The 20,855-nt window shown below is 70.1% G+C and carries 12 protein-coding genes; 5 read left to right on the top strand and 7 right to left on the bottom strand.

Annotation, left to right across the window (positions count from 1 at the left end):
- Positions 1 to 7 precede the first annotated feature (7 nt).
- From AB0E90_RS40230 to AB0E90_RS40220, 3 genes are read right to left on the bottom strand one after another with little or no spacing between them, the layout of a single operon-like run.
- Positions 8 to 796, bottom strand: coding sequence for a siderophore-interacting protein (locus tag AB0E90_RS40230; protein WP_360417556.1), 789 nt, complete (start codon positions 794 to 796; stop codon positions 8 to 10).
- Positions 793 to 1,065 (bottom strand): acyl carrier protein, encoded by a 273-nt coding sequence (locus AB0E90_RS40225; RefSeq protein WP_360417555.1) that lies wholly within the window; start codon positions 1,063 to 1,065, stop codon positions 793 to 795. The genes AB0E90_RS40230 and AB0E90_RS40225 overlap by 4 nt, the downstream gene beginning before the upstream one ends.
- 26 nt (positions 1,066 to 1,091) lie before the next feature.
- Positions 1,092 to 2,837 carry a fatty acyl-AMP ligase gene (locus AB0E90_RS40220; RefSeq protein WP_360417554.1) on the bottom strand — a complete coding sequence of 582 codons (1,746 nt, stop codon included), beginning with the start codon at positions 2,835 to 2,837 and terminating at the stop codon, positions 1,092 to 1,094.
- Positions 2,838 to 3,100: 263 nt separating this feature from the next.
- On the opposite strand from AB0E90_RS40220, the gene AB0E90_RS40215 reads away from it, so the two are divergent.
- Both AB0E90_RS40215 and AB0E90_RS40210 read left to right on the top strand, forming a co-directional pair.
- Positions 3,101 to 4,249, top strand: a complete 1,149-nt coding sequence (locus AB0E90_RS40215) for a cytochrome P450 (RefSeq protein WP_360417553.1) — start codon at positions 3,101 to 3,103, stop codon at positions 4,247 to 4,249.
- A gap of 87 nt (positions 4,250 to 4,336) precedes the next feature.
- Positions 4,337 to 5,950 carry an MBL fold metallo-hydrolase gene (locus AB0E90_RS40210; protein ID WP_360417552.1) on the top strand — a complete coding sequence of 538 codons (1,614 nt, stop codon included), beginning with the start codon at positions 4,337 to 4,339 and terminating at the stop codon, positions 5,948 to 5,950.
- A 65-nt stretch (positions 5,951 to 6,015) separates the two neighbouring features.
- On the opposite strand, the gene AB0E90_RS40205 is transcribed toward AB0E90_RS40210, so the two are convergent.
- A complete protein-coding gene (locus AB0E90_RS40205; protein ID WP_360417551.1) occupies positions 6,016 to 6,948 on the bottom strand; it encodes a helix-turn-helix domain-containing protein in 933 nt (310 codons plus the stop codon).
- A gap of 645 nt (positions 6,949 to 7,593) precedes the next feature.
- Positions 7,594 to 8,919 (bottom strand): PLP-dependent aminotransferase family protein, encoded by a 1,326-nt coding sequence (locus tag AB0E90_RS40200; RefSeq protein WP_360417550.1) that lies wholly within the window; start codon positions 8,917 to 8,919, stop codon positions 7,594 to 7,596.
- A 289-nt stretch (positions 8,920 to 9,208) separates the two neighbouring features.
- Between AB0E90_RS40200 and AB0E90_RS40195 the strand changes: the two genes are divergently transcribed.
- Both AB0E90_RS40195 and AB0E90_RS40190 read left to right on the top strand, forming a co-directional pair.
- Positions 9,209 to 10,027, top strand: a complete 819-nt coding sequence (locus AB0E90_RS40195; RefSeq protein WP_360417549.1) for an alpha/beta fold hydrolase — start codon at positions 9,209 to 9,211, stop codon at positions 10,025 to 10,027.
- Positions 10,028 to 10,045: 18 nt separating this feature from the next.
- Positions 10,046 to 11,923, top strand: coding sequence for an ABC transporter ATP-binding protein (locus tag AB0E90_RS40190; RefSeq protein WP_360417548.1), 1,878 nt, complete (start codon positions 10,046 to 10,048; stop codon positions 11,921 to 11,923).
- Positions 11,924 to 11,980: 57 nt separating this feature from the next.
- Here AB0E90_RS40190 and AB0E90_RS40185 read toward each other — a convergent pair whose 3' ends face one another.
- Entirely contained in the window at positions 11,981 to 18,253 is a 6,273-nt protein-coding gene (locus tag AB0E90_RS40185) for an amino acid adenylation domain-containing protein (RefSeq protein WP_360417547.1), read from the bottom strand.
- A gap of 233 nt (positions 18,254 to 18,486) precedes the next feature.
- Between AB0E90_RS40185 and AB0E90_RS40180 the strand changes: the two genes are divergently transcribed.
- Entirely contained in the window at positions 18,487 to 19,431 is a 945-nt protein-coding gene (locus AB0E90_RS40180; protein ID WP_360417546.1) for a TauD/TfdA family dioxygenase, read from the top strand.
- Positions 19,432 to 19,487: 56 nt separating this feature from the next.
- On the opposite strand, the gene AB0E90_RS40175 is transcribed toward AB0E90_RS40180, so the two are convergent.
- On the bottom strand, positions 19,488 to 20,855 hold a 1,368-nt coding region (locus AB0E90_RS40175), incomplete at its 5' end, for a thioesterase domain-containing protein (RefSeq protein ID WP_360417545.1).

Genomic DNA, 20,855 nt, shown 5'->3' with positions numbered 1-20,855 from the left:
ATGCCGGTCACCTCTCGGATCTCTCAGCCCGCGGAACGGCCGCGGGGGTGGTCGGAAAATAGGTCGTCTTCTGCGCGCGCCACTGCTCGTCGCTGAGGCCCTCGCGCCAGTAGCCCGAGACCGACAGCAGGTCGCGGTCGATGCCGCGCTCGCGCAGCAGGTGGCGGCGCAGCCGGTGCATGGCGCCGCCCTCACCGTGTACGAAGGCCTGTACCGTCCCGGCGTCGAAGGCGAGATCCTGCACCGCCTGTACGAGGTTGTCGCCACGACTGCGGTGGATCCACCGCAGCTCGACATCCGCCTCGGTGCGCAGCGGTAGCTCGTCCGCGGCGTCGGCGACCTCGATCAGCACCTTGGCTCGCATGCCCGGACTCATCGACTCCAGCGCCCTGGCGATTGCCGGGAGCGCCACCTCGTCACCGGCCAGCAGATGCCAGCCGGCGTCGGCGTCGGGCCGGTACAGGCCCCGTACGTCCTGGATCAGCACCGGATCGCCGGGCTGAAGGGTGGCCAGCCACGACTCGGCCAGACCGCCGCGGCCGTGGTCCACCAGGTCGACCGCGATCTCCCCGGCCACCAGGTCGAGGTACCGCACCGTGTAGGTGCGCCGCCGCGGCCACCGCGCATTACGGTCGGGAAAGATCAGCCGGACGTACGCGTCGGTGAACCGGCTCGGCCGGAACTGGGCGAGCCCGGACCCGCCGGCCACCACCCGGGTGATCCGCGGCGCCACCCGGACCAGCCGCAGCACCGTCAGCGCGACGACCGGGCCGGCCGGGCGCGGGCGCACGGTCACGGCTCCGGCCGGTCCATCCGGGCGGCCAGGTAGCGGGCGAGGTCGGCAACGGTGGGGTGGTCCCACAGCACGTCCGAGTCGATCTCGAAACCGACGTGCTCCTCGACCTCGGTGAGCACGGCGACCGCCCGCAGCGAGTCCAGCCCGTAGGCGGACATCGGCTCGGCCGGATCGATCCGGCCGCCGGGGATCTCCAGCCGGGCGGCCAGTTCCTGACACAGCCACTCCTGCAAATCGGCCTCGATGGCGGCCGTGCGGGACGGGGACATGACGCTCTCCTTCGGATCGTGGACGGTCAGGCCCGGGTCTCGGGTTCGAGCGCGGGGTGGTGGTAGAGCGCTTTGAGAGAGCCCTCGCGGTAGAGGGTGCGCATCGCCGACCGGCGCACCTTGCCGCTGGTGGTGCGCTGCACCGAGCCCGGGCTGAGCAGGACGACCGCGGCCACCTGCACGCCGAACTCGCGGCCGACCGTGTGCCGGATCGCCGCCGCCAGGGCCGGCAGCCGGTCCCGGGCGACCCGGTCCACCTCGTACGTGACGACCACGCCCTCGGCGTCGCCGGCGACCGGATCGGCCAGCCCGGAGAACACCGCGCCGATCCGGCCCAGCTCCGGGTGCCGCTCGCGCAGCTCCTGCTCGACGTCCTGCGGGTAGATGTTGCGCCCGTGCACGATCAGCGTGTCCTTGAGCCGTCCGTGCACGAAAATCTCGCCGTCGTGGCGGAACCCGAGGTCGCCGGTGCGCAGGAAGCCTTCCTCGCCGGCGGCCGTGGCGGCCCCGAAAGCGCCGTCGTCGCGGCGCCAGTAGCCCCGGCCGATGCTCCGGCCGCGCAGCCAGATCTCGCCCAGCCGGCCGTCGGGCCGCTCCTGCGCGGTGGCCGGGTCCACGATCCGCACCTCGCACGCGGTGGTGGGCGGGCCGCAGCTGACGATCTCGCGCACCGGGCCGTCCTGGCCGGGCACGAACCGGCCCTCGGCGAGCAGGCCGAGGTCAACCCGTTCCACGCGGGGCGGCCGGTCCGCGCACCCGCTGATGTAACCGGTTGCCTCCGCCATGCCGTAGATCGGCGCGAACGATTCGGCGCGGAACCCGGCGGGTCCGAACTTCTTCGCGAACGCGGTCAGGATCGTGGGGTTGACCGGCTCGGACGCGTTGCCGGCCAGGTTCCAGCGGGTCAGGTTCAGCGTCGCGACCTCGGCGTCGCTGACCTTGCTGACGCAGAGCTCGTAGGCGAAGTTCGGGGCGAAGGTGACGTTGATGTCGTGCACGTCGATGACCCGGAGCCAGCGCAACGGGCGCCGGACGAACGTCATCGGCTCCATCAGCAGGCAGTAGGTGCCGCGCAGGATGGTGGCCAGCAGCAGGCCCTGCATGGCGAGGTCGTGGTACATCGGGATCCAGCCGCACAGGCGCTGATCCGGGCCCCATCCACCGACCTCGGTCGTCGCCGAGTGCAGGTTGTGCAGGATGTTGTCGTGGGTGATCACCACGCCCTTGGGGTCACCGGTCGACCCGGAGGTGTACTGCAGCAGCGCGACCGACGAGCGGTCCAGCGGCACCGGGCGCCAGGCGGCCGGGTCGGCGAGCTCCGGGTCGTCGCCGGCCAGGACGGGCGCGTCCACGCCGGACGCCGCCGCCCACTCGTGGACGGCCGGCAGCTGTGCGGTCGAGGTGAAAACCGCGGCGACCTCGGCGTTCGCCGTGATGGTGGCGACCCGCTGGCGGTGGTGCCGATGCTGCCCGGGAAGCGGGGCGGGCACGGCGATCATGCCGGCGTAGAGGCAACCCACGAAGGCGGCGACGAACTCCAGCTGGTTGGGATAGAGCAGCAGCACCCGCGAGCCGGCCGGCAGGTGCTCCTGCATCCACGCCGCGTTGTGCCGCGCGTGCCGGTCCAGATCCGCGTAGGTCCAGCGGACGACGCCCTGCTCGATGTCGTCGGGATCGGCGAGAAAGCCGAGCGCGTCGTTGTCCGGCCGGTCGGCGACCTGCTGCCGCAGCAGCGTGACGAGGTCCGGTGCATCGCCCAGGTGATAGCTCACGGGCGTCCCTCCGAATGTCGAAGACAATTCCTGGAAACCAATAAGGAATGATTTCTCCGGCGCCGTTCTGCGTCGGCGCCTCGCGATATCGAGGGCAACCATAACCGAGGCGACCGTTGTGCACGACGGCTGTTCGACTGGCGCGGCACCGCAGTTGAACAGGCCCTGATACGCCTCGCGCGCGGGCCGTTTTACAGCATGGCGGAAGTGATGAAACATCGTCGGAGCCGCACGGTGGACGCGAATGAGTGAGGAAAACGCGGATGACTCAGCAAACCCACGGACCGGGACCGCTCCCGGCATTCTTCGACGAGCGGCCCGGCGATGTCGTCCCGATCGTGACGCCGGTCGGCGACAAGATGTGGCTCGTGCGCGGCTACGCGCTGGGCCGGCTGGTGCTGGCGGACGCCCGGTTCAGCCGGGCCGAGGCGGTGCGGCCGGGCGCTCCCCGGCTCAACGACGCCCAGCCGGTGCCCGACTCCATGATGAGCATGGACGGCTCGGAGCACGCCCGGTTGCGGCGCATCGTCGCCGGCACGTTCACCACCGGCCGGGTCGCCGCCATGGCGCCGTTCATCGAACGGGTGGCCGACCGGCGCCTGGATGCGGTGGCCGCGGCCGGACCGGGCGCGGACCTGATGGAGACGCTCGCCGTGCCGCTGCCGCTCGAGGTGATCTGCTCGCTGCTGGGCGTCCCCCCGACTGACGGCGATCTCTTCCGTACCTGGGTGGAGGTGTTGTTCGACATCTCGGCGAGCTCGCCTCGGCAGAAGGCGCGGCACCGGCTCGAACTGACCAGATACATGGCGAAGCTGATCGAGCGCAAGCGCTCGGAGCCGGGCGAAGACCTGATCACCGCCCTGATCGAGCGGCACGGCCGGGCCGAGCTGTCGATGCCCGAGCTGGTCACCATGGGCCTGAGCCTGCTGATGGCCGGTTACGAGACCACCGTCGGGCAGATCGGCCTGTCCGTTCTGCTGCTGCTCGGTGAGCCGGCGCTGCGCGACGACCTGCGGGCCGGCCCGGCAGCGGCGGTGGAGGAGCTGCTGCGGCGTACGCCGTCCACCCCGTTGAGTTTTCCCCGGGTGGCGCGGGAGGCGGTGGTGCTCGGCGACGTCACGGTGCAGCCCGGCGAGGGCGTGCTGGTCTCCTTGCTGGACGCCAACCAGGACCCGGCCGTGACGCAGGGCCGGCCCGGCGCCCACCTCACCTTCGGCCACGGACCGCACCGCTGCCCGGGCGCGCCGCTGGCCCGGCTGCAGGTGCAGATCGCGGTGGAGCGCCTGCTGAGCCGCTTCCCGCAGCTGCGGCTCGCCGCCGGTGAGCAACCGGTGATCTGGAAGGAGGGTCTCGCCACCCGGGGTCTTTCCCGACTCGCGGTGGAATGGCAGAACCGTCCAACCGCGCAATAGCGTCAGTTGCACAGCACCATTCCGGGATGCCGTTTCGGCGTTTGACAGGCGTCCGGACTTTCCTGCAATAGTGGGGGCCGACTAATTATGGCCCACCGGGAGGATTTGATTATGGGCATCAGTGATGAGCCGGTTTTTCTTCGTTCCAATGCGATCATCGAGCCACTGGTAGACAAATTCTATGCGTGGATGCACATCGTCGCGCCCGTGCAGGCGTCGCTGAACCTGGCGAGCCTTCAGGTGCCGATGCTCGAGTCGTACCTGCAGAACCCGCAGGTGCACATGGCCGCCGTCGCCAACCCGGCCCTGCGGGGCGGGTATTTCGTCAACGTCGACGAGACGCGCAGCATGGAGGTCGCGAACCTCCTCGACGGCATCAAGCGGGACCGGGCGGACATGCTCGGGCTCGCCGCCGCGATCGCCGAGGCCGAGGAGCTGATCCGGCAGAGCGCCACGGGCTTCGACCTGACACCGCTCTACCCCAAGCTGCCGGAAGCCCTCAACGGCCTGGTGGAGCTGGCCTACGACACCAGCAACCAGCCGTCCATGCACTTCATCGAGCCACTGCTCTACACCAGCCGCTTCTACGACAAGAGCCGGCAGTCGGTGCAACTGTCGCTGGACGACGGCGTCGAGCGACCCTTCATCCTCAGCACCCCGCGATTGTCCGGCCCGCACGCCCTGGACCTGGCGATCCCGTTCGACCACCCGGGCCTCGACGAGCTGTTCCAGGCGCGGATCAAGCCCACCACGGTGGGCCGGCTGCGCGAGGCGCTCGGGCTCGACGACGCGCAGACCGCCCAGTTGGGGCAGCTGCTCACCGACCGGCCCAGCGCCGCGCCGGACCGGAACGTCACCTCCGGCGGCCGGATCCGCTACTACGGCCACGCGTGCCTGGTGCTGCAGACGCCCGAGGCCACCGTGGTGACCGACCCGTTCATCAGCACCGACAACCGTCACGGCGACCGGTACACGATGGACGACCTGCCGGACTACATCGACCTGGTGCTGATCACCCACGGCCACCAGGACCACATCGTGCTCGAGACGCTGGTGCAGCTGCGCTCGCGGATCGGCGCGGTCGTGGTGCCGAGGTCGTCGCGGGGCAACCTGTGCGACCCGTCGATCGGCCTCTACCTCAAGGCGCTCGGCTTCACGGTGGTCGAGGTGGACGACTTCGACGAGGTGCCGATCCCGGGCGGCAAGGTCATCGCCACGCCGTTCCTCGGTGAGCACTCCGACCTCGACATCCGGGCCAAGTCGACGTACGTCGTGCGGATGGCCGGCGCCTCGGTCTTCATCGGCGCGGACTCGTCCGGCATCGACCCGGTGCTGTACCGCTACATCCGCTCGCATCTCGGCAACGTCGACATGGCGTTCCTCGGCATGGAGTGCGACGGGGCCCCGCTCACCTGGCTCTACCAGGGGCTGCTGACCCGCCCGGTGACCAAGAAGATGAGCGACTCGCGCAAGCTCTCCGGATCCAACGCGGCTCAGGCCGGCGCGATCATGGAGGAGCTCGGCGCGGACGAGGCGTACATCTACGCCATGGGCGAGGAGAGCTGGCAGGGCCACGTCATGGCCACCACCTACAACGAGGACACGTACCAGATCCAGCAGATCAACGAGTTCCTCGCCTGGTGCCAGGCCCGCGGCATCCACAGCGAGCACCTCTTCAACAAGCGCGAGTGGACCTGGTAGGTCCCAGCAGGCAAAGAAACCGGCCGGTGGCGTTCATCGCCACCGGCCGGTTCTTTCGTACGGGGTCAGGCCGAGTCGACGCTGCGCTGCTCGAGGTCGTTGGCGAGCTGCATCCACTCCTCGGCGCAGGCCCGGGCGACGTTCGCGATGATGTACGCGCAGTGCGGCGGCACGTTGCCGGCCACGTACATCCGCTCGTCGGACCGGACCGCCCGGGAGGATATCCAGCGGAGCACGGTGCGGCCCGTGTCGGTGAACCGCAGCGACGGGTCACTGCGCAGGCCCTGCAGCAGCGCCTCGACCTCCGGCCCGTCCGGCAGCCCGTCGGCGCCGGAATCCCGCGTCCGCGCGTCGCCCCCGCGGCGACGCACCTCGGGCACCGGGTCCTCGCCGGCCTCGACCCGGCGGCGAACGTCCCGCACGGTCGACGGTGAGACGCCGACGGCGCGGGCGATCTCCCGCAGCGACGCGTCCGGCCGCTCCCGGATCAAGGCCGAGGCCTTCAACCGCCCCGCGGCGATGTCCACCGGGCGCACCCGGCCGTCTCGCCCGGTGCGGGCCTGCACCTCCTCGGTCTGCGCGTCCGCACCGAGCCGCTGGCGGATGTTGCCGACGGTGCGGGCACCGATGCCGGCCGCCGAGGCGATCGCGCGGTCGGACCAGGTGGGATGCGAGGCGATGATGCGCTCCGCGGCCCGCGACCGGTCGGCGAGCGACAGCGGCAGCCCGTGAGCGATGTTGGTCTGCACCGCCAGGACGAAGGCTTCCTGCTCGGTGCCGTCGAACAGCTGGACCTCGATGGTCTCGTCGCCGCGCAGACGGGCGGCGGCGAGCCGGTGCGTCCCGTCGATGACCCGCATCGTCGGCCGGTGCACGATGATCGGCGGCAGGCCTTCTTCGATCTTGGCCAGCATCTTGGTGTGCTCGACGTTCTCCCCGGCGGCTCGTGGCGAGTCCGCCAGCCGGAGCGATGCGACGGGCACTCGCCGGACTTCCATCCGGTCAGCACCCCATTTCTGAGGTAACGCGGACTCTACGGTCCACGTCGAGATTTGTGACGCCAACGTAGCCGTGGAGGCATAGCGCTGCTGTTCCAAGTTAGCTCCCCGAAGCCCTTGGTCCGCGGTCTACGCATATTTACATGCGTAGGGCAGGCATTGAACGGAGCGGCATCAGCCGCCCGACCACAACGCATGGTAGCGGCTGGAAACAAATATCCACAGTGGATGCTTCACGTTTCGGAGAGCGGTTACGCATTACTGCTGAGTAGAACATTTTTCACATGTTATTCACAGGAAGACGACCGACGGTCCTCGCTATTTATGTCCGGTTCCACGCCTCCGGGAATGGGCGATCGATGCGGCTATTTCCGATTTAACCAGCCGAGCGGGGGCGGGCCAATGACCGATATGCCGACCATGTGATGCCAAATCACAGTATCCGGCGGAGGTCTCACCGTCGACCTGTGACCACGTGCAGGACCCTAGTTCACCTGAAGAGAATCGGCCGAACGACCTAAACCGATGCCCTTTTTTCGGGTCGGCTGTCCACCATGCGGGAAAAGCCGTGCCGCCGTGCCGGCGCACCGGGACGGCGGCACGGGCCGCTGATGGCGAAATACGGTGTTAATGAAATGCTTCTACTTACTGACGCCTATCCGATAGCCGAGTGCTCCGAACACGGCTCTCGGCCTCGACATCGATGAAATCAGCGAGCCGGGCCACTCCCTCGGCAATCTCCGCCTCGGTCAGATAGCTCGTCGACAATCGGATGGCGCGTTCCCCGCCGGGGCCGGGATAGAAATACGACATCGGCGTCCACAGCACACCGAACTGCTCGGCGGACCGGATCAGGGCGGCGTTGTCCGCGACGAACGGCACCCGCACGCTGAGGAAGAAGCCGCCGCTGGGCCGGTTCCAGGTCACGCCGAGCTCGTCGCGGCGGGCCGCCGGCAGCCGCCGGTCCAGGTGGTCCAGCACCAGGCACATCGATGCGCCGTAGTGGGCCGCGGGGCCGGCGTTGAGTGCGGTGACCCCGCCACCGGCGGACAGCAGCGCACCGGCGACCACGGCCTGACTCAGCGACGACGTATTGACCGTCACCATGCTCTTTATCTTGGTGAGCTCGTCGGCGAGAAGCCCGACGCGGCCGGTGGCGTCGGCCACCTCCTGGTCCGCGACCGCGAACCCGACCCGGGCGCCCGGGAAGACGGTCTTCGCGAACGACCCCAGATGCACGACCACCCGCCCGGTGTCCAGCGCCTTGAGCGTGGGCAGCTGCGCACCCGGGCTCACCAGCCGGTACGGACTGTCCTCGAGCACGGTCAGGCCGGTGCGGGCGGCGACCGCCAGCAGCTCCCGCCGGGCGGCCAGGGTCATGGTGGTGCCGGCCGGGTTGGAGTGGTCGGGAATGACGTAGAGGGCCCGCGGCCGCCGCCCGCGCGCGAGCTGGATCCGGACGGCTTCCTCGACGTCGGCGGGCGCGAGACCGTCCGCCCGCTCGATGACCGGCACCACTTCCACGTCGAGAAGCCGCGCCGCGCCGCAGACACCGACGTAACAGGGACTCGACACCAGCAGCACGTCGTCCGGGCCGGACGTCAGCGCCCGGACCACGAGCAGCATCGCCTCCTGGGCGCCGACCGTGACCACGATGGACTCGGCCGGCACTTCGATGCCCTCGTCGATCCGGAGGGCCTCAGCGATCAGTTCGCGGATCTGCCCGGCGGTCGGGCCGTACTGATAGATGGCGCTGCGGATCTGTCCCGCGCTCCGGCCCTCGTCCTCGAGGTGCTTGAGATAGCGCCTCAGATGGTCGAAGACCTGCTCGGTGGAGAAGAACTCGTCGTAGGGGCGGCCGGGCGCGAACGAGATGGCCTCCGGGTAGCGGCCGGCGACCTCATTGAGGAAGTTCATCGTGTCCAGCAGCGGCTCGGACAGGCTGCCGTGCAGGTCCGCCCGGTTCAGCACGGCGCGCCGCCGGGTGTCGCGGCGGAAAGATCCCCAGCCATGTCACTCCCCCAAGCCGTTCGACTGCGCACGGACGGCGGTTGGACACCACCCGGCCGGACCGCTCCGGCGCGCGTCAGCGTGGCAGCGGCCCACGGCCGTGGCAATCACACCGGGCCGGGTTGCACATATGCGCAGCCTGTCCATGGCGCGACGTTGACGCCGGGCCGCGCCCTGATGCGATAGTGGCAGCCGATCAGGCGGTCTCTGGTCGCAAGGCCGGATCGCGTTGCCGGACATAGGGATCGCTATGCCATTCCTGCAATCCAACGGAATTCAACTGTCCTATCAGTCCGCCGGACAGGGCGAAAATGTTCTGCTCATCATGGGCTCGTCGGCCGCCGGGCACGTGTGGACCCTGCACCAGACGCCGGCGCTGAACGCCGCGGGTTACCGGACCATCGTCTTCAACAACCGTGGCGTCCCACCGAGCGACGTGCCGCCCGGACGGTACTCACTGGCCGACATGGTGGCCGACACCAAAGGGCTGATCGAGGCGCTCGATCTCGCGCCGTGCCGGATCGTCGGCACCTCGCTCGGCGCGCTCATCGCTCAGGAGCTGGCGATCGGCTGGCCGCACCTGGTCCGGTGCGCGGTGCTGATGGCCACCAGGGCCCGGGCGGACACGTACAGGCGCGCCCAGACCATCGCCGACCAGGTGCTCGCGGAGAGCGGGCTGGTCCTGCCGGCGAAGTGGTCCGCGGTGGACACGGTGCAGCGGATGCTCTCCCCCGCGACCCTGAACGACGACGCGGCGGTGGCCTCCTGGCTCGAGGTCTTCGAGATGGCCGGCGACACCCGGGCCGGTGACGCCCGCGCCGGCGACGGCGGCCAGGCGTGGGTGGACACCGACGGCGATCGCCGAGTGGCGCTGCGCGGCGTCACCGTGCCCTGCCGGGTCATCGCCTTCGCCGACGACACCGTCACACCGCCCCATCTGGCCGCGGAGGTCGCCGACGCCATCGAAGACTGCGACCTCGTCGAATTGCCGCGAGCCGGCCACCTCGGCTATCTGGAACGCCCGGCCGAGGTCAATTCCGCCATCGTCGAATTCCTCGACAAAAACTGAGAACAAGGAGTCCGCACCATGGCCGACTCGCGTAATCCACCGGACAAACGAAAGGTCCGGCCCGGCACCGTCCGGCGGATCGTGCCCTACGCACGCCGGCACCGCTGGCCGCTGCTGATCCTGGTGCTGCTGACGTCGCTGCACGCCGGCCTCGCCGCGATGACCCCGATCATCCTGAAGTTCATCATCGACGACGGCATCGTGGTCAACGAACGGCACGTCGTCGTGCAGCTATCCCTGCTGATCGCCCTGCTCGCCGTGGTCGACGCGGGGGCGATCTACCTACAGACGTGGTTCTCCGGCCGGATCGGCCAGGGGCTCCTCTACGACCTGCGCACCACCGTCTTCGCGCACATCCAGCGGCAGCCGATGGCGTTCTTCAGCCGGGCGCAGACCGGCTCGCTGGTCAGCCGGCTGAACACCGACGTCGTCGGCGCGCAGCAGGCGGTGACCACGCTGCTGTCCCAGACCGCCTCGGTGCTGCTGACGCTGGTCCTCGTCCTCAGCACGATGTTCTACCTCTCCTGGCAGCTCAGCCTGGCCGCGCTGGCGATGGTGCCGTTCTTCCTGATGCCCAGCAAGGTGATCGGCCGCAAACTGCAGCGCCTCACCCGCAGCCGGATGCAGGCCGACGCCGAGATGGGCTCGATGATGAACGAGCGCTTCAACGTCTCCGGCGCCATGCTGGCCAAGCTCTACGGGCGGCCGGAGCGGGAGGCGGACAACTTCGCCGGCAAGGCCGGCTCGGTCCGCGACATCACCACCAACGTCATGGTGTACGGCCAGTTGTTCTTCATCATCACCACGGTCCTGACCGCCTTCACCAGCGCCGTGGTGTACGGCCTCGGCGGCAGCCTGGTCATCGACGGCGCCCTGCCGATCGGCACCCTGGTGGCGATGGCCGCGCTGCTGATGCGTGTCTACGGGCCGATCAACCAATTGTCCAACATGCAGATCAACGTGATGACCGCCCTGGTCAGCTTCGACCGCCTCTTCGAGGTGCTCGACCTGCGGCCGCTGATCGCCGAGCGCGCCGACGCCCGGACGCTGCCCGCCGGCGCCCCGGACATCGAGTTCGAGGGGGTCTCGTTCCGTTACCCGAACGCGGAGGACGTGTCGCTCGCCTCGCTGGAGTCGATCTCGCGGCAGGCGCCCGAGCGGCGCAACGACACACTGGTGCTGCGGGACGTGAGCTTCCGGGCGCCGGCCGGCCGGCTGACCGCGCTGGTGGGGCTCTCCGGCGCCGGCAAGACCACGATCACCCACCTGGTCCCGCGCCTCTACGACGCCGGGTCGGGCACCGTCCGGATCGGTGGCGAGGACGTCCGCGACCTGACCCTCGCCGCGGTCAACGAGACCGTCGGCGTGGTCACCCAGGACGCCCACATGTTCCACGACACGATCAGAGCCAATCTGCTGTACGCCCGTCCCGGCGCCGACGAGCGGGAACTCGTCCAGGCGTGCACGGCGGCGCGGATCCAGGAGGTCATCGAGGCCCTGCCCGACGGGCTGGACACCGTGGTCGGCGACGGCGGGCACCGGCTGTCCGGCGGCGAGAAGCAGCGCATCGCGCTCGCCCGCCTGCTGCTCAAATCGCCGCCCGTGGTGGTGCTCGACGAGGCCACGGCCCACCTCGACTCGGAGTCGGAGGCGGCCATCCAGCGGGCGCTGCGCACCGCGCTCGCCGGTCGCACGTCGCTGGTCATCGCGCACCGGTTGTCGACGATCCGCGAGGCGCACCAGATCCTGGTCCTCGACAGCGGCCAGATCGTCGAGCGCGGCACCCATGACGAGCTGCTGGCCGCGGGCGGGCTCTACGCCGAGCTGTACCGGATCCAGTTCGCCTCGCAGGCGGACGACGACAACGAACCCGCCCTGGTCACCGACGCGTCCTGAGCTCACCCGGACACGACGAACCGCTGCTCCCCGGCCGGGGAGCAGCGGTTCGTTTCTTTAACTGACGGCCCCGCGGGGGCGCAGCGCCGGACGGGCCGGGGCCTGGGCGTCGACCCGGCCGGCCAGATCGGCGACCGTGGGTGTGTCGAAGAGCTGGCGGATGTCGAGCTCGGCGCCGAGCGTGGCCCGGATCCGAGAGATCAGCCGGACCGCGAGCAGTGAATGCCCGCCGAGGTCGAAGAAGTTGTCGTCCACCCCGACCGTCTCCAGGCCCAGCACGTGCGCGAACGCCGCGCACAGCAACTCCTCCTGCACCGAGGACGGGCCACGACCCGCAGCGACGCCCGCCGCCAGATCGGGTGCGGGCAACGCGGCTCGGTCGAGTTTGCCGTTACCGGTCAGCGGCAACTCGGCCAGAGTCACGAACGCCGACGGCACCATGTACTCCGGCAGACGCCGCGCCACGAACTCGCGCAGATCCACGTCCTCGTCGGCGACGACGTAGGCCACCAGCCGTTCATCGCGCACGATCACCGCGGCCTGCTCCACCTCCGGATGGGCCAGCAGCACCGCCTCGACCTCACCCGGCTCCACCCGGAACCCACGAATCTTCACCTGCTGATCCGCGCGACCAAGGAACACCAGATTCCCGTCCTCGGCCCAGGCCACCCGGTCACCGGTGCGATACATCCGGCCACCGTGCGGGCAGGCAACGAACCGCTCCGCAGTCAGCCCCGGACGACCCACATACCCGCGGGCCACACCCGCACCCGCGACGTACAACTCGCCCGGCACCCCCACCGGAACCGGCTGCAACCCGTCGTCAAGGACATACAGCCGCGTGTTCGCCAACGGCGCGCCGATCGGCACACTGTCCCCCGTCAGCTCCACCGTGGTCACACCGACCGTGGTCTCGGTCGGCCCGTAGTGGTTGAACACCCGCCGGCCCTCAACCAGCAGACTGCGCACCCACTCCGCCGGGGCCTTCTCGCCACCGAGCACCAACGAACGCACCGGCAAGGACACACCGAGAGCCATCAGGTGCGACGGCACCGCCTTCACATGGTCGATCCGGTGCTCGGTCAGATAGTTGATCAGTCCGGCCGGGTCCATCACGGTGTCCTGATCCAGCACGTGCAACTCGCCGCCGGTGGTCAGGCTGGTGAACACGACCGTGTTGCCCAGGTCGGTAACCTGCGGCTGCAGGACCGCATAGCGCCCACCGTTCCAGTCCAGGCGTTGCGACACCGAGCTCACGTAATTGGCCAGCGAGCCGTGCGTGACCGCCACACCCTTCGGCGTCCCGGTCGAACCCGACGTATAGATCACATACGCCAGACCCGCCGGATCGATGCTCACGTCCGGCGAGGTTTCGGGGCAGGCCAGGATCTGCGGGTCGTCGATCACCACCGTGCGGACCCGGCCCACCGGGAGGTCGTCGATGATCTCGTCGGTGCCCAGCACCAGCGTGACCCGGCTGTCGGACAACAAGAACGCAATCCGATCCGCCGGCAGCGACACATCGATCGGCAGGTACGCCGCACCGGCCTTCCACACACCCAGAATCGCCGTGATCATCTGCGCGCCCCGCGGCAACGCCAACCCCACCACCGACTCCGCGCCCACGCCTTGGCGACGCAACCACCAAGCGATCCGGTTCGCCTCAGCAGCCAGCGAGCCGTAAGTCAGCTCCACACCATCGGATACCACCGCCACCGCATCCGCCGGCTGCCGCTCGAACGACGCCAGTACGGACAACGACGGCAACGGCGCCGCCGTGTCGTTCCAGCCGTGCAGCACCCGGTCGCGCTCGTCGTCCGCCAGCAGGTCCGCCGCGCCCAGCCGATGGTCGGGCGACGCGGACAGCACGTCCAGCGCGCGGGCGAACCACCCGGCGAACCGTTCCGCCGCCGGCGCGTCGAACAGGTCATCCGCCACCGTCAGCGCCCCGCGCAGCCCGGCCGGCCGGCCGTCGGCGTCGAAGACCTCGCCCACCAGCACGTCGACGTCGAACTTCGCGGACGGCTTGCCCGCGAACAGCACCCGGGACCGTACGTCCGGCAGGTCCAGCATCGCCTCGGCGCTGCCGTCGGCGGTGGAGGTCACCGGGTTGAGCATGGTGAGCACGATCTGGAACAGCGGATGGCGGGCCCGCGACCGGGGCGGCGCCAGCTCCTCCACCAGACGTTCGAACGGCACGTCCTGGTGGGCCAGCGCATCCAGCCCGGCCTCACGCACCCGGCCCAGCAGCTCCTGGAAATCCGGGTCGCCGGTCAGGTCGGTGCGGATCACCAGCGTGTTGACGAAACAGCCGACCAGGTCGTCCAGCGCCTCGTCGGTACGCCCGGCGATGGCCGACCCGATCACGATGTCGTCGCCCGCCCCGAGCCGGGACAGCAGCATCGCCAGGGCCGCCTGCAGCACCATGAACGGGGTCACGCCGACGTCCTGCGCGAGCCGCGCCAGCCTCCGGTGCACGGTGGCCGGGACCCGCAGCGGGACGCTGTGCCCGCGGTGGCTGGCGACCGCCGGGCGGGGCCGGTCGAACGGCAGGGCCAGCTCGTGCGGCGCGCCGGCCAGCTTCCGCCGCCAGTGCCCGACCTGGGTGGCGAGCAGGCTGGCCGGGTCGTCCGGGTCGCCGAGCAGCTCCCGCTGCCACAGGGCGTAGTCCGCGTACTGCACCGGCAACGGCGGCCAGCAGGGCGCCTCGCCCTGGATCCGGGCACGGTACGCGGTGGACAGGTCCCGGCTCAGCGGGCCCATCGACCAGCCGTCCCCGGCGATGTGGTGCACGACCAGCACCAGGACGTGGTCGTCCGGGCCGAGCTGCCACAGCCACGCCTTGAGCGGCAGTTCCACCGAGAGGTCGATGGCGTGCCGGCTGGCCCGGACGATCGCCTGCTCCACCTCGTCGGCGGCCGCCTCGGAAACGGCCGGGGCCGCGCCCATCGGGCCCTGGGTGAGGTCGTCGAGGTCGAGGAAGGTGAGCCGGACCGGCTCCGGGCGGTCGACCGGCACGACGGTGAGCTCCCACGGCAGGTCGTCCGGGTCGAGGATCCGCTGGTACGGCTCGCCGTCCACGGTCGGGAAGACGGTGCGCAGCGACTCGTGCCGGCCGATCACGTCGCGCAGCGCGGCGTTCAGCGCGGGCGCCTCGAGCCGGCCGCTCAGCCGGACCACGATCGGCGCGTTGTAGGTGGGGCTCGGACCTTCCAGCTGGCCGATGAACCAGAGCCGGCGTTGCGCGAAGGACAGCGGGATCAGATCGGGGCGGGCGCCGGCACGCAGCGGGGTGCGGATGCGCCCCGCGCCCGGGCCGGTGAGCCAGCCGGCCAGGGCGGCCACGGTCGGATGATCGAAGATCTGCCGGATGTCGAGCTCGGCGCCGAGCGTGGCCCGGATCCGAGAGATCAGCCGAACCGCGAGCAGCGAGTGCCCGCCGAGGTCGAAGAAGTTGTCCTCCACCCCGACCGTCTCCAAGCCCAGCACATGCGCGAACGCCGCGCACAACAACTCCTCCTGCACCGACGACGGGCCACGGCTCGCCGCCACCCCCGCCGCCAGTTCAGGTGCGGGCAACGCGGCTCGGTCGAGTTTGCCGTTACCGGTCAGCGGCAGCTCAGCCAGCTCCACGAACGCCGACGGCACCAGGTAATCGGGCAGACGCCGCGCAGCGAAACCCCGCAGATCAACATCCACACCGCCGATTACGTACGCCACCAGCCGCTCGTCACGAACCACGACGGCCGCCTGTTCCACCTCGGGATGGGTCAGCAGCACCGCCTCGACCTCACCCGGCTCCACCCGGAACCCTCGGATCTTCACCTGCTGATCCGCCCGGCCGAGGAACATCAGGTTGCCGTCCTCGGTCCACTTCACGCGGTCACCCGTGCGGTACATCCGGCCGCCATGGGGACAGGCGACGAACCGCTCCGCGGTCAGCGCCGGACGGCCCACATAACCGCGAGCCACACCCTCACCCGCGACGTAAAGCTCCCCTGCCACCCCGACCGGGACCGGCCGCAGCGCATCATCCAGGGCGAACACCCGGGTGTTGGCCAGCGGCGCACCGATCGGCACGCTGTCCCCGGTCAGCTCCACCGTGGTCACACCGACCGTGGTCTCGGTCGGCCCGTAGTGGTTGAACACCCGCCGGCCCTCGGCCAGCAAGCCGCGCACCCACTCGGCCGGGGCCTTCTCGCCGCCCAGCACGAGTGACCGGACCGGCAGCGGGACACCCAGCGCCATCAGGTGCGACGGGACCGCTTTGACGTGCTCGATCCGGTGCTCGGTCAGATAATCGACCAGGCCGGCCGGGTCCATCACCGTGTCCTGATCCAGCACGTGCAACTCGCCGCCGGTGGTCAGGCTGGTGAACACGACCGTGTTGCCCAGGTCGGTGACCTGGGGCTGCAGGACCGCATACCGGCCGCCGTGCCAGCCGAGCCGTTGCGACACCGAGGCCACGTAGTTGGCCAGCGAGCCGTGCGTGACCGCCACACCCTTCGGCGTCCCGGTCGACCCGGACGTGTAGATCACGTAAGCCAGGTTTGCCGGGTCGGCGTCCACCTCCGGCGAGGTATCGGGGCTGGCCAGGATCTGCGGGTCGTCGATCACCGCCGTGCGGACCCGCCCAACCGGCAGGTCGTCGACCACGTCCTCGGTGCCCAGCACCAACGTGACCCGGCTGTCCGAGAGCAGGAACGCGATCCGGTCGGCCGGCAGCGCCGGATCGATCGGCAGGTAAGCCGCACCGGCCTTCCACACACCCAGGATCGCGGTGATCATCTGCGCGCCCCGCGGCAGCGCCAGCCCCACCACCGACTCGGCGCCGACGCCCTGGCTACGCAACCATTGAGCCATCCGGTTCGCCGCGGCGTCCAGCGAGCGGTAGGTCAGTTGCACACCGCCGGCGACCACTGCCACCGCATCCGCCGGCTGCCGCTCGAACGACGCCAGTACGGACAATGATGGCAACGGCGCCGCCGTGTTGTTCCAGGCGTGCACCACCCGATCGAGCTCGGCCTCGCCGGCCAGTGGCAGGTCGCGCAGGCGGCGGTCCGGCTCGGCGGCCATCGTCTCGAGCACCCGGGTGAACCAGCCCGCGACCCGGTCCGCGGGCGGCGCGTCCGGCAGGTCGCGGTTCACGCCGACGTCGACCTGGAGGCCGGAGCCGTCGCCGCGGTGATAGACGTTGATCACCTGGTCCTCGACCGGGCCGATCGACACCGTACGCGTAATGGTGACGCAGTCGCCGAATTGCGGGGCGTCGAACGACATGGCATTGATCTTCAGCCGGAACAGTGGCGCGCCGTCACCCCATTTCAGGTCGCGCATGACATCTTCGTACCGGTACCGCTGGTGCCGCAGTCCGGATCGGATCGTCCGCACGGTCTGCCGCACGAAATCGGAGGTCGTCGCGCGCGGGTCCATCCGTACGCGCAGCAGCATCATGTTTGCCGTCATTCCGACCACCGGCAATTCCCGCAGGCCGGTGCGGCCGGTGACGGTGACGGCAAGGGCGATATCGTCCGCCCCGGTGAGCCGGAACTCGTACACGGCGGCGGCCGCGATCGCCCATTCGGCGACGCTGGCCCGGGACTGTCCGGCGGCGGCCTGCACGACGGCCGAGCGCTGCGGATCGAGCACGGCGGTGTGCCGGTCCGGCGACGATGCGCGGGCGCGCGGCCGCCCGCGGTCCGGGGTCTGCGGGAAGCCGGCGAGGCTGTCGCGCCAGAAGTCGCGGTCCCGGCCGTAGGCGGGTGACTCGCGGTAGGCGTGGTCGGCGTCGGTCAGCACCGACAGCGGTTCCAGCGTCGGGCCGGCCTGGTGCCGGTTGCCGCGCAGCGCGGTGTAACGGCGGGCCACCGCGGCGCTGAACAGGGAACTGCTGTAGCCGTCCACGGCAAAGTGGTGGACTCGCTGGTACCAGAAGAACCGCTGCGGGCCGAGCAGGAAGACCGCCTGCACCGACATCGGGCCGGCCGTGAGATCCATCGGCCGGCCCGAGTCCTGGCGCATCCACTGCTCCGCGGCGGCCGCCGGATCCGTCTCGCCGCTGACGTCGATCACCAGGACCGGCGCGGCGTTCGGCCCGTCGGCGAACTGCCACGGCACGCCGTCGACCATCCGCACCCGCAAGCGGTAGGCCTCGGCCTGCCCGACGGCCCACCGGAGCGACTCGACCAGCAGATCGACATCCAGGTCGCCGCGAATCTCGTAATACGCGTTGATGTTGTAGGCGAGGCTTTCCGGCGCCAGTTGCTGGGCTTGCCAGACACCGTACTGGCCGGCCGTGAGCGCCCGAAGATTGCCATCAGTTGCGACCATTGTGGTTTCCCCAGTCGTACGCAATCCGGCTGATTTTGATCGGCATTAAGCGATTGCCGCAGATTCGCGCACACGTTATCTCACAACGGTGGCGGCCACCACGACGAGCCGATCGCGCACGTGTGCAACTGATGCGCGGGAACAGTTGAACAGTGCGCGATCACCCACCTTCCCGGTTGCCGGAATATCCCGCATCATCGACCGTAAATAAGACTGGCGGAAATGGGAGAAAAATGGGAACCACCGTGGACAGCGGCGCCGCCTGGACGCCCACCGAGATAACCAGCGCGATGGCCGGCACGGGTGATCTCGCCGGCTGGCTGACCGGCCTGGGCGGCGACCGGCTAACCGAGATGCTGACCGATTCCCGCGCCCTGGTGTTCCGGGATTTCGGCGTCGCCCCCGCGTCGATCGAGCCGGTCCTCGACCAGCTCGTGCCGGGCCGCCTGCCGTACGTGCACGGCAACTCGCCGCGCACCCGGGTGCAGGGCAACCTCTACACCTCGACCGAATACCCACCGCAGTTCACCATCTCGATGCACAACGAGCTGAACTACGCGCGCCACTGGCCGGCCCGGCTGGCGTTCTACTGTGAGACGGCCGCCGAGCGCGGTGGCGCGACCCCGCTGCTCGACGGCGAGTTGTGGCTCGCCTCGCTCGACGACGAGGTGCGCGACGCTTTTGCCGGGGGCGTCCGATACGTACAAAATCTGCATGAGGGAATGGGTTTTGGGAAGAGCTGGCAGGAGACGTTCGAGACCGACGACCGGGCCGAGGTGGAGCGATACCTCGCCGGCGCGGGCGCGGAATGGGAGTGGGGTTCCGACGGCATCCGGGTGAGCCAGCACCGCCCGGCCACCATGAAACACCCGGTGACCGGCGCCGAGGTCTGGTTCAACCAGGCCGACCAGTGGCACCCGGCCGGGCTGGGCGACCAGACCGCCACCGAGCTGTACGACATCCTCGAGCCGGACGAGTTCCCGCAGTACGTGACGTTCGCCGACGGGACGCCGATCCCGGACGAGTTCGTCGCGCAGATCCAGGAACGCGGGCTGACCCACGCCGTCGACGTCGACTGGCGGGCGGGCGACGTCGTGCTTATCGACAACGTCGCGGTGGCGCACGGCCGGCGTCCGTTCGAGGGCAGCCGCCGCGTCCTGGTGGCGATGTCGGACTGAGAGCCGCCCGACCCGAGCGGCAGTGGCCCGAGGCCACTGCCGCTCTTCCGTGTTCGCTACTCCCGGCCCGCGAGCCAGCCGCTGACCGCGGCCCAGGCCTGGTCCAGCATCTCCGGCCGCACCATGTCGGAGTGCTTGCACGGCAGGGTGACGCTGGCGATGTCGCCGCGCACGTACGGCTCCCAGAGGTGCCCGCCGACACCGGTGTTCCCGGTGTCACCGGTTTTCCCGCTGTCACCGGCCACCAGCACGAGTGCGTCCCCGTCGTACACGCCGGGTTGGTGCCTCGCCCGCAGCGCCTGACTGTTGCGGTAGACCTCGGCGAAGCGCAGCAGTTCCTCATCCGAGGCGCCGCCGAGGGTCTGGCCGATCTCCTCGCGCATCCGCGCCGCCACCGCGCGCAGGTCGTCGTCGCTGCCATGCTCCGCGCGGCGGGCCGGCTCCCGGTCCTCGACCAGGCTGTCCGGGTAGGTGTCCATGATGACCAGCGCACCGACCTCCTCCCCCGCGGCCCGCAACTGCACGGCGACCTCGTGCGCCGGGATGCCGCCGAACGACCAGCCGACCAGGTGGTACGGCCCCGTCGGCTGCAGCCGGCGGATCTCCTCGACGTAGACGCGGGCCATCTCGCCGATCGAGCCGAACAGCGGACCGGTTCCGTCCAGGCCGCGGGCCTGCAGCCCGTAGAGCGGGATCTCCGGCGGCACGGAACGCGCCAGCGGCATGTAACACCAGCTCAGCCCGCCGGCGGGGTGGATCGCGAAGAACGGCGGCCGGTCGCCGCCGGTCCGGATCGGCAGCAGCATGCCGAGGGCGTTGTGGACCGACGACAGGCTCAGCTGCTGGATCAGCGCGGCGGGGGTGGACGCGGTGAACAGGTCGCGCACCGTCACCGACACCCCGCGCTCCTCGAGCCGGGCGACCAGCGCCACGGCCAGCAGGGAGTGGCCGCCGAGAGTGAAGAAGTCCTCGTCGACCTGGACGCCCGCGACGCCGAGGACGTCGGCGAAGGCCTCGCAGACGAGCTGCTCCAGGGCGCTGGCGGCGGCCTTGCGCACGGTTGCCCGCGGCGCCTGAGCGGGTGCGGGCAACGCGGATCGATCGAGTTTGCCGTTACCGGTCAGCGGCAGCTCGGCCAGCGCAACGAACGCCGACGGCACCATGTAATCGGGCAGCCGCCGCGCCACGAACTCACGCAGATCCGCGTCCTCGACGCCGACGACATAGGCCACCAGCCGGTCGTCACGCAAAACGACCGCCGCGTACTCCACCTCGGGATGGGTCAGCAGCACCGCCTCGACCTCACCCGGCTCGACCCGGAACCCGCGGATCTTCACCTGCTGATCCGCCCGGCCGAGGAACACCAGATTGCCCTCCTCGGCCCAGGCCACGAGGTCGCCGGTGCGATACATCCGGCCACCGTG

It is taken from the genome of Actinoplanes sp. NPDC026619 (assembly GCF_040638295.1).
Taxonomy (GTDB): Bacteria; Actinomycetota; Actinomycetes; order Mycobacteriales; family Micromonosporaceae; genus Actinoplanes.
This window is presented reverse-complemented; position numbering and strand designations above follow the sequence as displayed.